Raw genomic sequence first — 14,081 nt, 5'->3', positions numbered from 1 at the left:
CCGCCACAAAGGCGAGTGTAGGGTTAAAGAATAAAAGCTATTATACTATAACGTACAGTTATAAATATTAAGAAAAGAAGTTCCATACCAAACCAAAACGTATTACAAAGTCACGATAAGGGTAGTTAGGTGCGGAATAAAAGTCATAGCCTGTAAAGGATGAGTTAAAATGTTCTGCCTTTAAATATATCCTTGTTTGTTTTACTTTTCCGTTTATAAAAAAGTCTAACATAGGATATGCCCCGAGTTTTTGTTGGTTTTGTACGTAAAACTCACCCAAAGCTGGGTTATAGGCATTCATATTATAAGCTGTAAAATATTTAAATGTAACCCCTGTTTGAATAAACATTGCTTTTTTAAACACATCTTTAGAGAAATAAAGCGTATTTCTAGTTACAAATTCTGGTAAATTTAATACGGAGTTAGATTGTGATACATTTTGATACATTACTGTATTATCTAATGCCCAGCGACCAAATTTAAATTCTTTGCTGTACTTTACTTTTAAATATCCAACAGAAGCACTTTCTTGAAACGGTTTTATATATGCGTTTTCTTGACCATTATTAATCTGCTCTTCTGTAGCCGTAGATTTAAAATAAGTATAGTTATCTATGTTTGTATACTTAGCAGATAATGTTCCGTATGGCTTGGAGCTATACTGAAAATTTAAACTGTTTATATTTTGTTTGTCAAAACTTGCCGTATTTTGCCAGTTGTAATTTTGATAATTACTTTGGTAAAGCAAGAAATTAAAATTAGGCATTTTAGACTCATTATGTAAACTTGCCTTAAATTTATGTTTGTCCTTATATATATAGGTAGCTTCTGCATTTAAAAAACTACCTCCTAAATCTCCTGATACATTATAAGCAGCTTCTCCTTTTAAATTAAATTCTCCTATTTTTTTGCTGTAAGCAGCACCTAAAGATATTTCCGTTCCTCTTAACTGATTATCTATTGTACCTGTTGGAGTAATTAATAAGCTTTTAAAAAAGTAGTTATAATTATAAATACCTACAAAGCCTTTTAGCTCACCTAATAATTTGTTAGAAAACGTAGTGTTTAATTGATTGTAGGTTGTTTGCAAATGAGCTTTATCATTTGTCTCATCTAAAAAGGTATCTCCAAAATAATCATATTGGTTATCTTGATTGAATTTAGAGAATTTTGTTTCATAACTAAACTGATGTCCAACCGCTATTGATGTAGCTATAATACTGCTTGTAGAATCTTCATCTTTTTTAATTAACTTATATTGCTGGTCTAAAAAATATCTTTTTCCTAAAACAATACTTTCTGCATCAATAAAAGCAACGTCTAACCTATCTCTTGTGGTAAATTCATCATCTCCGGTTTCAAACTGAGTATCACCGTCTGTTAAACCTCCATTTTCTTGATAAGTTACATCTTGCGCAGCAATATGTGCTAACAATTGATATCTGTTATTTTTAGATGTATAATTAGATGTTACGGTAAAGTTACCAGACTCTGCCTGATCATAATTATACTTCCCTAAAGACCTAAACCCTTTATATCCTAAAGATATATTTAGCTGAGGAGACATATTAAATGTTAGCATAGCATCTAACAATTGTCCTTGTGCCATTGTTGTTTTAAACATTAACTCTGTTAAAGGCGTTGGCACATTATAATACTTAATTTGGTTTACACTCCAATAATTATCTGTTAATGCAGATGTACTTAAAGAAGGATACATTGATTCACTATCAAAATCTACCCCTAACCTATTTGATGGTTTTCCAATGTTTGCAAATGGCATAAGCTCAAACCCATCTCTTCTCAGATAATTATACTTATATTCTTTTTGTATGGTTAGTGTCGTATCTAAAAAGGTTGTATCTTTTTTTATAGTAAATATTTTATACTCTTCTACACTTGGTTTTTCTTCTTCACCTTTAGCTAAAACCTTACCTGGTTTTTCTTCTCCTTTAGAACCTAAATCTTTTTTAGTTGATATTGGATTTTGCGCAAAGGCAACTGATCCCCAAAGTAAAAATACAAATACAATATATCTCATTTATAAAAAAATATAAGCAAAGGTAATTTTTTACATTTAAATATCTGTGAAAGTTTTGTTACGTTTTACAGACCAACCACTATATAACAAGGTTGCAATAAAAAATTAACAAGTGTACACCTCATAAATAAATTACATATTTTAAGATTTACTTAACAAAATAGTGCTATTTTCTTGTGTTTACTACTATTAATTAAGATATTTAGCACTTTTCTTTTGCTAAAACGTTAAATAAAACCAAAAAAAACACTTTTAAACTTAACTACCAAACAAACTAAAAATGACAAAAAAACTACTTGTGCTATTTTTATTGAGCTGCTCCTTTTCATTTGCTCAATTTAATGAAGCCGCCCCTTGGATGAAAGATCTAAGAAAAAATAAGGCTAACTCAGCTGCAAAAAATAGTAATTACAATAGCACTATAGAAGATTTAAGGTCTTCATTTGACGATTATTGGAAAACCAGAAATAAAAATGAAAAAGGTAGTGGATACAAACCTTTTATGAGGTGGCAAAATTATTGGAGTTACTACCAAAACAGTAACGGATACATACCAACCTCAAAAGAAATTTATGATGCCTGGAAATCTAAAAACAATACCTCGGGCAAAGTAAACCCAACTAGTAATTGGACGTCTGTAGGACCATCTACAAGTAATGTGTTTGCTGGCAGATTACCCGGCAACGGGAGAATTAATGCTATTACAGTAGATCCTAACAACGAAAATATCTGGTATGCAGGCGCACCAGCTAGCGGTATTTGGAAATCTACAAATGCTGGAGCAAGTTGGACAAACCTTTTTTCTAATTTTCTACAAATTGGTGTATCTGGTATTGCAGTAGACCCAAACAACTCTAACATTATTTATATTTCTACCGGAGATGATGATGCTGCAGACTCATACAGTATTGGAGTTTTTAAGTCTACAGACGGCGGAAATACTTGGAATGAAACAGGTTTAAACACTAGTACAATAACATCTGGAATATCATTTTTAACTAATGAAATTACCATAGACCCTACAAATAGCAATATTGTTTGGGTAGCATCTAATAACGGATTATATAAAACTATAGATGGTGGTGTAACGTGGGTAAATACATTACAAGAAAACATTACCGATTTTAAACTTAAACCAAACGATAGTAACACCGTTTATGCGGTAGATTTTAACAGCTTTTACAAATCTACAGATGGTGGTACAACATTTAACACTATTACCAGTAATTTACCAACAAGCTCTGGCAGGATGGTTTTAGGTGTTACACCCGCTAATGAAAATTTTGTATATGTGGTAAGTGCAAATACAGACTATACATTTCAAGGCATTTACAAATCTACAAATAGCGGAACAACTTTTACAAAAACATCTAACACTACAGACATTTTGGAGTCTAACCAAGCTTGGTTTGATTTAGCCTTAGAAGTATCTACAACAGATGAAAACACCTTATTTACCGGTTGTCTAAATGTATGGAGAAGCACAAATGGAGGCAATAGCTTTGGAAAACTAAATAATTGGGGCATTAATAATAGTGCTTATACCCACGCAGATATACATACCTTAAAAATGTATAACTCTAAGTTTTTTTGTGGTAGTGATGGAGGCTTGTATGTTTCTGAGAATAATGGAACAACATTTACAGATGTAACTAACGGAATGTCTATTGGGCAATTTTACAGAATATCTGTTGCAGAAGATGATTCTGCTAAAATGATTGGTGGTTTACAAGATAATGGTGGAAACGTTTTTAACAACAACCAATGGAATAATTACCACGGTGGAGACGGTATGGATAATGTAATAGACCCTAACAATAATAATCTAATATATGGTTTTACTCAAAATGGAGGATCTCTAAACATTTCATCTAATTCTGGCGAAAACATTGCTCAATTAGGTCCGCCTAAAAACGCTGATGATGAAGACATAGATGGTAATTGGATTACCCCACTTGCTATTAATAAAAGAGGGGAAGTTTTTGCTGGTTTTGATGCCATTTATAAATTAGAAGGCATCAATTGGGTAAAAATTAGCACATCTGTAGGGTTTGGAAAAATTGAAGATTTAGAAACAGATCCTATTAATGCCGATGTAATTTATGCCGTTAACAATAATGTTATTTATAAAAGTGAAGATAACGGAGTAAACTTTACTTCTTATATCTCTTTACCCGGTAACATATCAGATGTAACAGTTAACAGTTTAGATAGCTCTATACTTTACGCTACTACATCTAACAGAGTAGGCATAGCATTATCTGGACAACCATTTAACCGTGGAGTTTATAAAATTACAACAGATGGCACAGATGTTACTTTAGAAGATATTACTTTAAATTTACCTACAGACCAAGCTTATTTTAGCATTGCTCACCAAGGTTTACACCAAGACAACCCTATTTTTGTAGGTACAAGTTTAGGTGTTTACAGGTTAGATGATACACTTACTGAATGGGAAGAGTACGACACAAACTTGCCAAACGTAGCTATAGGCGATATTGATATTAATACAACAGATAATATTATTACAGCTGCTACATACGGAAGAGGTGTTTGGCAATCCCCATTGCCAATTAAAGATCCTGATAATGATGTTAGCTTAATATCCATATCACCAGCCATAAACTCAGTTCTTTGTGGTGAAATTACACCTGTAGCAACTATTAAAAATAACGGAACCAATACTATAACAGAAGTTACGTTTGCCTACGGATTAAACAATACAAATTTAAGCTTTATATGGACCGGGTCTTTAGATTTTGAAGAAACTGCCACAATAAGTTTACCTAACATAGGTACTACAGATTTTGGCAAGGTTACTTTACAAATAACTGCTACAATAACAAATGACACTTTTAACACAAACAACTCTAAAAACAGCACATTATATATAAACAGAGACGGAAATGCTAATATTGTAAATACGTTTGATAGTGATGAAGAATCCTTATTAACCTATAATGAGTCTGGCGACACACCTCTTTGGGAAAAGGGAGTTCCTAATGGTTTGGTTTTAAATACTGCCAGCTCTGGAGCTAATGTTTATGCTACTAACTTAGATGGTGATCACCCAAATAACACTAAAGCGTACTTAATTAGTAATTGCTACAATATAGCCAGTATAGCAAATCCTATTTTAAAGTTTAAAATGGCTTATGAGTTAGAGGAAAATTGGGATATTGTTTATGTAGAATACTCTACAAACCAAGGTATAGATTGGAATGTTTTAGGCAACATTAATAGCCAACCAAACTGGTACAACAGCGACAGAACAAATGCAATATCTGGTGTTGCTGACGATTGCCAAAATTGCCCTGGAAAACAATGGACAGGTACCAATGCAACCCTAACAGAATATAGCTACAACTTTAATACAAATGCAGCGTTAGGGGAGCCAAATTTAAGCTTAGAAGAAAGTATTATTTTCAGAATAGTTTTTCATTCAGACCCAGGTGTATCAGAAGAAGGTGTTGTTATAGATGATTTTGTTTTAGAAGGTGAACTAGATGATGACGATGATGACAATGATGGCATTTTAGATGTAGATGACAACTGCTCTACTATTGCCAACGCAGACCAACTAGATACCGATGGTGATGGCATAGGAGATGTATGTGATACTGATGATGATAACGATGGTATTTTAGATGTAGATGATAATTGCGTTTTAATTGCCAACCCAGACCAAGCAGATTTAGATAACGACAACATTGGCGATGTTTGTGATAACGACAATGATAATGATGGTGTTATTGATAGTTTAGACTTGTGCCCTGCAACTCCAGAAAATACTATTGTTGACATAAATGGATGCGAAATCTTCTCACTACCTTCTTCTAACTTTAGAATAAAAACAACAGCAGAAAGTTGTATTTCTAGCAACAATGGAGCTATAGATATTACAGCAGAAATAGCACTAAATTATACAGCTACAATAAGTGGCAATGTAAATGAATCTAAAACATTTACCAATGAAGTATCTTTTAATGATTTGGCCTTAGGTAACTACACTATTTGTATTACTGTTGAAGGACAACCAGAATATCAAAATTGTTTTACAGTATCTATTTCAGAACCAGAACCACTAGCTGTATCAACTGCGGTAAACTCTGTTTCTAATAGTGTAACATTTAATTTAACTGGAGGTAAAGTCTATAACATCAACATAAATAATAAAACATATACTACCACCAAAAATGAAATTACCCTCCCATTGGATAAAATAGAAAATAAAATAAGTATAAAAACTGATAAAGACTGCCAAGGAATTTATGAAGAACGAATTATTTCTAGCACCGATATTTTTATTTATCCTAATCCTATTAAAGGAGGAGATTTAACTATAGAGTTAAACAAACCAAATGTAACACAAGTAGAACTTGCTTTATACACCATAAACGGCACCAGAGTTTACAAAAAAGACCATAAAACCAATAATGGCGCTTTACAATTTAATGTAGACTCCTTAGCAAGAGGCATTTATGTACTAAACATAAAAACACAGCATACCATACTTACCTATAAAATAATAAGAAAATAAAATGAAAACAATATATAAACTTACTTGTATTAGTGCTTTAATGCTAGCGTCTTGTGGCGGTGGCGGTGATGATGGTGGTGCAGATACTCCAGAACCAATTGCAGCACCAAAATCAACCACTTTAGTTTTTCCTGAAAACAACACAGAATGTAATGAAGGAACAATAGTTAGTAACAGGCAAAGCTCTGTAGAGTTTAGCTGGAGTGATGCAGTTGATACAGATAGCTATGAGATAAATATTAAAAATTTAAACACTGGCAACAGCATAACAAAAACAGTTACAACTACCTCTGAAGCGGTAATTATAGATCGGGGTACACCTTATGAATGGTTTGTAATATCTAAAGCATCTGGCACAACAGAAACTGCAACCAGTGCTATATGGAAATTTTACAACCAAGGGATTGGCACAGAAAATTACGCTCCTTTTCCTGCAGACGCAATTAATCCTGCTAGAGGAGCAACTATTGCTACAACTAATGAAGTATCATTAAAATGGTCTGGTGAAGATGTAGATGATGATATAGTTGATTATGAAATATTATTTGGAACGGATGACACACCAACTACAAGTATAGGAGTAACTACAGAAACTACTATGAACACAAATGTTACAACTAATACTATTTATTATTGGAGAGTAATTACTAAAGACAGTGAAAACAATACTTCTACCTCTGAAATATTTGAGTTTAAAGTAGAGTAAAAAACTTTAACATTATAGCACACAAAAAAAGCTCTTAGAAATAAACCTAAGAGCTTTTTTATATGTTGACTAAAACAAATTAAAAGCCCAAATACCAGAGTTGATAATCTGGGCTAGTTTTTAAAATCAATGTTAATACTATTTGTATTATTATTGATTTTGATCTGCTGGCGTAATAGCATCGTTTAAATTAATTTCAGTTTCTGGAATCTGAAAAGTAAAACGAGCATCACCTGCAGGAATATTAAAGAAAGATGAAGGACTATTAGGATGTGTTGTACCTTCAAAATCACGAACAAGACCAACATTCCATCTCTTCATATCCAATAAACCAAAACCTTCTCCCCAAAGTTCTATACGTCTATGCAGTCTAATTTCTTCCATTAAACTACTACCTGAATTTGTAGAACGTGTGTATGCATTATCTCTAGTAGAAACTAAATCAAATAATTCTTGTGCCGCTCCTGCATCATCACCACTAGATGCCTTAGCTTCTGCAATAATTAAGTACATTTCTGCAACTCTCATATATACGTAATCTGCTTCAAAAAACGTATCATCGTAAAACTTGTAATTATAAATTTGTCCCTCTTTAGGCTGATCTATAAAACCGTTATCTGGTCCAAACCAATTGCTACGCACATCTGTAGAAGCTACTGCATTATACAACCTAACATCTACAGTTCTGTGGTGCCCTAATTGTCCTGTATAACCTGGTGTTACACCAATAGCACTTTTTTGCACAGGTGAATACGATTGCATTTGTGCAAAAAACGAAGCATAAATAGATGACGTATCTCCATTAATATCTGCTCCCCACAACCACTCTGGATTAGATATATATTGGAAACCATCTAACAATTGATCTGCTGCTAAAGAACCTGCCGATTTTGCTATTTCTGCAAATTGTATTGCTTTTGTATAATCTTTAGACAATAAGTAAAAACGAGCTAAATAACCTGCTGCAATGTTTTGATTAATTACAGTTTTATCTGGTCTAGAAAATCCTTCAAGACCATCATAACCTTCTTTTAAATCAGACTCTATTTGATCATAAACATCTTGTACAGTTAATCTACCAAAACCAGGCCCATTAACTAAATCTGCTGTAGGGTCTATAATTGGCACACCAGCATCAGACATTGCAGGGTTTCCTTTTTGATAAATTTGTATTAATTGCAAATACGCCAATCCTCTTACCACTTTAGATCTAGATAAAACATAAGTTAAATCTTGCGTTAAAACAGATTCATCTAAACCACCTATAAGTGTAATTGTTTGGTTGGCACCTTTAATTATCTCATAGTAATAATCCCAAATTGTGTTGGTTTCTGTACCAGATTCTTGAGTTCTACCAATGTATTTGTACAAATCATCATACCACCAACCATTGTTAGAATCTATCATATCATTAGACATAATATCCATCATTAAATCTATGGATTTTTGTCCGTAATCATTATGGTTTCCACCAGAACCAGCTACGTTAAATGTACGCATGTTATTAATTGTACCTGTATCAAAAGAACTTGCAGTAGACAACAAAGCTTCTGGTGATTCTTCAGCTAATTCTGAAATAGTTTCGTCTGTAACTATGTTTTCCAAATCAGACTCTAAATAATCATCACTACAGCTAGCTGATATTGCCAACATTGTAGCTATTACTAATATTTTTTTCATTTTTTTACTTTTAAAAATTAACATTTAAACCTAACGTAAACGTTTTTAATGTTGCGTATCTAACAGAGTTGTTACCTCCGGTTACACTTGCTCTAGGATCAAAACCTTGAACATCTGATGCTGTCCATAAAGCTAAGTTGTTACCTAAACCATAAATTCTAACTTTGCTTAAACCTATTTTATTTGAAACCTCTTGTGGTAAAGTGTACCCTATAGACACATCATTAAGACTAATAAAATCTGATTTTTGTAAAAACAAATCAGACACACTATAATTTCTAGTCCCATCTATAACTCTAGGCAACTGAGCGTCTGTATTATCATACGTCCAAGACTTATTAAAATCTCTGTGGAAATTTTCTCCAATACCGCCTCCAAAACCATCATTATAAATAGCATCATAAGCATAACCTCCAAATTGGTATGAAAGTGCAAAACTAAAATCTAAGTTTTTATAAGTAAGCGATGATGTAAAACCACCGTTAACATCTGGCAAGGCAGATTTTCCCAAACTAGTTTCTGACGCTACAGAGTAATCTTCAGTTTGGTTGTTTACAATTGGTGTTGTACCGTCTGCTTCAAACTCGCTAGAAGTATACCAAATAGCATTACCATTTTCTGGGTTAACTCCTACAAAATCTCTAATGTAATAATCAAAAGCACTACTACCTTTTTCCCATCTATATACAGTACCTGGATCTATAAATTCTCTTCCAGGAGCAAGTTTAGTTATCTCGTTTTTATAATGAGTTGCATTTAAATTTACGGTCCAGTTTAAATTTTGATTTCTAATAATATCATAAGAAATACTTGCCTCAAAACCTACGTTCTGCATATCCATTACATTTTCTGGAATAGAAGGTAAACCAGAAGAGTTAGGTAAAGGCCTGTTAAATATTAAATCTGTTATTTTACGTTCAAAATATTCAGATTCAATTCTCACTCTATTATCAAACATATTAAGTTCAAAACCAACATTAAAATTGGTAGATGTCTCCCATTTTAAATCTCTGTTACCTAAAACTGTTTTATTTAAATTAAACTCTTCACCATCTGTAGTTACATCCCACTGATCTAAATAAGGAGCATAATTTCTAACAGCAGTATTGTCTGGGTAACCAACATAGTCATTACCCTGCTGACCAATACTAGATTTAAGTTTAAGCTCAGAAATCCAGTTTACATTATCCATAAAAGATTCTTTAGAAACTCTCCAAGCTAAACCAGCTCCCCAAAAATTACCCCATCTATTTTCATCGGCAAAAACAGAAGAACCATCTCTACGGAAACTACCATTTATATAATATTTGTTATCAAAATCATACAACATTCTAGCAAATAAACCTTCTAAAAGGTACTCTGTTGGACCTCCTGTAACATTACCTGCTCCATCATTCTCTGCAAATAAACTAGCAGAAATATCATTAGAGATAAACTGATTTTTTTTGTTTGCATCTAAGAATTTAAAATTGTAGTCTGAATTTTCATGACCTAACAAAATATCTAAGTTATGATCTTCTCCTATTGTTTTTTTCCAACCTAATAATTGTTGATTGGTATAAGTTGTACCTCTACCAAATTGCTCAGACAATCTACCATTAACATCTGCAGGAGATGCACTACCTACAATTTTATTGGTATAATTGGTAGTGTTATAAAAGGCAAGATCTAAACCAAAATTATACGTAAATGTAAAGTCTTTTAAGAATTTGATTTCTGCAAATGCTCTAGATGTTAAATTATCTCTTACAGATTTATTTACATTTAGTGTTTGTAGAGCGTGCGGATTAGAAAAACCATTAAATGGCCTACCTGCAGTTGCATTTGGAGATGTAACATCTGCCCAATCCCAAAGTGGATTTCCTTTATCATCTAAAACTGTTTCACCTGTAGCATGATCTACAGCAAAAACAGGATAAATAGGCGCTATATTTCTAACCCAAGCAAAATTACCTGTAATATTATTAGTTAAAGTTCCTGTTTGCTCTCTGTTAGCATAATTAGCAGACATCCCCAATTTAATGTTATCACTCACTTGAGAGTTTACATTCATATTTAAGGTTAACCTTTTAAAGCCGGTATTAATGTTATACCCTGTATTATCTTCATTACCTACAGAGAAAAAGTATTTAGCTTTTTCAGTACCTCCGGCTATACTTGCGTATAAAGACTGTATACCACTACCGTTATTAAACAACTCATCTTCCCAATCTGATGTCCATAACTGGTTACCAGATCTTAATTTACCCGTTGTAGGATCTACAACAGTTGTTCTATCGCCTCCAAAAGGATTATAAACCAAGCCTTGTGCTCCATCAAATAAATTTGCAGATGCGTTTAAGCCGGCTGTTGCCTCATCTGTACCATTCTCTACAATATCGTTACTTTTTAGCATTTTATGGTAAGCCTCTAAATACTCACCTGCACCATCCATAACGTCATAGTCTTTAACTGCTCTACTAGTAAAGCTAGTTCTAACATCTAAGTTTACACTTACTTTACCAGCTTTACCTTTTTTTGTAGTTACAATAATAACACCATTAGCACCTCTATTTCCATACAAAGCAGCAGCTGCAGCATCTTTTAAAAATGAAATAGACTCAATATCATTAGGGTTTAATGATGTAATAGACTCGTTATAAGGAACACCGTCTACTACATATAAAGGTGCAGAAGATCCGTTTAAAGATCCAATACCTCTAAACCTAACTGTAGGCGCAGTACCTGGTTGGCCAGAATTTGAAAAAATTTGAACACCAGAAACTTTCCCCGTTAAACCTGTTACAGCATTACCAGAAGCAACCTTAGTTATTTCTTCAGATTTAATTTCTGCTATTGATCCCGTAAGAGATTCTTTCTTTTGAGTACCATAAGCAGTTACCACAACTTCCTCTAATGCCTCTGCATCTTCTTCCATTTGAAGATTAATTGTGCTTGAAGCACCAACGGTTCTTTGTGTAGTTTTTTGACCAATGTAACTGTAACGCAAAACCTGCCCTACTTTTGCATTTATGGTATAGTTACCGTCAAAGTCTGACTGTGTACCTGTTGTTGTACCAACAACTAACACAGAAACACCAGGTAAAGGCAAACCATTTTGATCTGTCACATTACCTGTAATTGTTTTCTCTTGCGCATAAGAGAAACTCATTAACATCACCAGTAAGGGTGTTAAAATCCAAGTTACTTTTTTTCTCATTTAATTTAGTTTTGAGTTAGCTTTAGCTTTCCTTTAACTATTTGCATACACCTTAAAAAATACTATTAACATTTTTTTAGCATTTTTAGATTTATAACAAGTGATTAAACTGGGCTAAAAATTATTTAATAAAAAAATAGATACTTAGTAAATTCAGTGTCCTACAAAGAATTAGTACTACCCAAAAAACTTTTATAAATAAGAAAACAGCAACTTAAAAAGTATCTATAAAGCACTTTGTCGTATTAAAACTTTGTTAATTACAGAATTTTTTAAAAAAAGTTGCTTTTTATTAATTAAAAATCACTGTAACAAGCTATTTCTTATCATATTCGTATTTTTCAGACGCAAAAAAAGAAGAAATTTAATTCTACAAAGTAAGATAATTAACTGTTAATTTAACACGTACAAATGTTCATTAAAAACATAACTCACTGAACAAAAGGTATTATGGTTAGAGAAAAAAAGACAAAAAAAACCGCCAAGAGCAATTGCTCTTGGCGGTTAAATAAAATAAATATTTTTTATTTTATTTTAAAAACCTTTATTCTGTGAAACATTAGAGTTAACATCTACCTCACTATTTGGAATAGGAAATGCTAAATTAAATGATCCGTAAGGAACACCTTTGTGTGTTTGTTGTAATTCATCTATTAACGGAATACCTTGACCTGTTCTTACCAAATCGTGAAAACGAGCACCTTCAAAAGCTAATTCTTTTCTTCTCTCAAGTAATATATTATCAAGAGTCGCTTCAGTATAAAGACTAGCATTTCTTTGAGCAGGTATCATATTTAAATATTGTAATGAAACCGCAGGATCTACTGTTAACATAGCTTCAGCATATGTTAAAATTACTTCCTCATATCTAATAATACTAATATTATCATCGAATGTACTAGAAGGGTATTTCCCAATGTTTCTTGTGAAACCGGCACCATCTACTTCAATAAAATCTTCACCAATTCTAATATCATCATCATCAAAAATAGTTAAGAAATTATCTAACACTACAACATCACCGTAAGATGTATTTAAAAATATATTAGCTAAACCATTAATACCTCTATTATCTGTAGGAGACATTGCTATTTCAAAAATAGAATTAACAGCATTATCTGTAGAAAAAGTTGATGCAAAATCTGCTTCACTCGCTACAGAAAAATTCTGAGAATCAATAACTGCCTTTGCAGCTGTAGCAGCTGTAGTCATATCACCAAAATAAAGAGCTATCCTTGCCTTAATTGCATTTGCAGCACTAGTTGTAATGAATTCTTTAGAACCATCTAAACCTGGAGACATTATTGCCAAAGCTGCATCAATATCAGCTATAGCTAAATTCTTAACCTCTTCAACAGTATTTCTTGCTGGAAAAAAGTTTTCCTCATCTCTAAATGTGGTAACATAAGGAACACCACCTGGAGAAGTACCTCCTGTAACATGTTGTTGACCAAATAGCCTTACTAAATCAAAATGTGCCATAGCTCTAAGAACTAAAGCTTCACCTTTCATTTGATTAATGTAAGCTGCATCTCCTTCTATATTCTCTGCATTAATAATAATATTTGCAGAACCTATTACAGAGTATATTCTGAACCACGTATCAGTTGGATAAGCATCAGAAGGTAAAACCTCTAATTGTCCAGCCGTAACAAATCTATTAGAATTAGCATTAGAAAATGCATTATCACTCCTTACTTCATTAAAAACTATATAGTCTCTACCGTAGTATGTTTCAATAGATAATCTGTTATAAGCACCAGCCAATATACCTTCTAAATCTTCTTCTGTATTTATACTTGAATTAAAGTCTTTTTCTTGAGAAACTGTAGGATCTAGTTCATCTTCAGAACAAGAAGTATTTCCTATTAGTAAGGCAAAAGCCATTACTGTATATAATATTTTTTTCATT

6 protein-coding genes are annotated in these 14,081 nt (G+C 32.6%); 2 read left to right on the top strand and 4 right to left on the bottom strand.

What is annotated here, in order from left to right:
- Nucleotides 1-67: 67 nt before the first annotated feature.
- Nucleotides 68-2,041 carry a putative porin gene (locus tag KLA_RS13885; protein ID WP_034646461.1) on the bottom strand — a complete coding sequence of 658 codons (1,974 nt, stop codon included), beginning with the start codon at nucleotides 2,039-2,041 and terminating at the stop codon, nucleotides 68-70.
- Nucleotides 2,042-2,321: 280 nt separating this feature from the next.
- Here KLA_RS13885 and KLA_RS13880 point away from each other — a divergent pair, with 280 nt between their 5' ends.
- Together KLA_RS13880 and KLA_RS13875 are read left to right on the top strand one after the other, a co-directional pair.
- On the top strand, nucleotides 2,322-6,584 hold the full coding sequence (locus KLA_RS13880; protein ID WP_034646460.1) for a thrombospondin type 3 repeat-containing protein: 4,263 nt from the start codon (nucleotides 2,322-2,324) through the stop codon (nucleotides 6,582-6,584).
- Nucleotide 6,585: 1 nt separating this feature from the next.
- Nucleotides 6,586-7,290 carry a hypothetical protein gene (locus KLA_RS13875; protein WP_013620246.1) on the top strand — a complete coding sequence of 235 codons (705 nt, stop codon included), beginning with the start codon at nucleotides 6,586-6,588 and terminating at the stop codon, nucleotides 7,288-7,290.
- A gap of 150 nt (nucleotides 7,291-7,440) precedes the next feature.
- On the opposite strand, the gene KLA_RS13870 is transcribed toward KLA_RS13875, so the two are convergent.
- The 3 genes from KLA_RS13870 to KLA_RS13860 all read right to left on the bottom strand — a co-directional run bounded on the left by KLA_RS13870 (nucleotide 7,441) and on the right by KLA_RS13860 (nucleotide 14,080).
- Nucleotides 7,441-8,970 carry a RagB/SusD family nutrient uptake outer membrane protein gene (locus KLA_RS13870; RefSeq protein ID WP_013620247.1) on the bottom strand — a complete coding sequence of 510 codons (1,530 nt, stop codon included), beginning with the start codon at nucleotides 8,968-8,970 and terminating at the stop codon, nucleotides 7,441-7,443.
- 10 nt (nucleotides 8,971-8,980) lie between these two features.
- Nucleotides 8,981-12,169, bottom strand: coding sequence for a SusC/RagA family TonB-linked outer membrane protein (locus tag KLA_RS13865; RefSeq protein ID WP_034646459.1), 3,189 nt, complete (start codon nucleotides 12,167-12,169; stop codon nucleotides 8,981-8,983).
- 534 nt (nucleotides 12,170-12,703) lie between these two features.
- Nucleotides 12,704-14,080 (bottom strand): RagB/SusD family nutrient uptake outer membrane protein, encoded by a 1,377-nt coding sequence (locus KLA_RS13860; protein ID WP_034646458.1) that lies wholly within the window; start codon nucleotides 14,078-14,080, stop codon nucleotides 12,704-12,706.
- Nucleotide 14,081 lies beyond the last annotated feature (1 nt).

The sequence above is a fragment of the Cellulophaga geojensis KL-A genome (assembly GCF_000568425.1).
Taxonomy (GTDB): domain Bacteria; phylum Bacteroidota; class Bacteroidia; order Flavobacteriales; family Flavobacteriaceae; genus Cellulophaga; species Cellulophaga lytica.
This window is presented reverse-complemented; position numbering and strand designations above follow the sequence as displayed.

Bases quoted from the DNA above. Each gene is read 5' to 3' on its own strand.
- KLA_RS13885 (WP_034646461.1), bottom strand. From the start codon at position 2,041: ATGAGATATATTGTATTTGTATTTTTACTTTGGGGATCAGTTGCCTTT.
- KLA_RS13880 (WP_034646460.1), top strand. From the start codon at position 2,322: ATGACAAAAAAACTACTTGTGCTATTTTTATTGAGCTGCTCCTTTTCA.
- KLA_RS13875 (WP_013620246.1), top strand. From the start codon at position 6,586: ATGAAAACAATATATAAACTTACTTGTATTAGTGCTTTAATGCTAGCG.
- KLA_RS13870 (WP_013620247.1), bottom strand. From the start codon at position 8,970: ATGAAAAAAATATTAGTAATAGCTACAATGTTGGCAATATCAGCTAGC.
- KLA_RS13865 (WP_034646459.1), bottom strand. From the start codon at position 12,169: ATGAGAAAAAAAGTAACTTGGATTTTAACACCCTTACTGGTGATGTTA.
- KLA_RS13860 (WP_034646458.1), bottom strand. From the start codon at position 14,080: ATGAAAAAAATATTATATACAGTAATGGCTTTTGCCTTACTAATAGGA.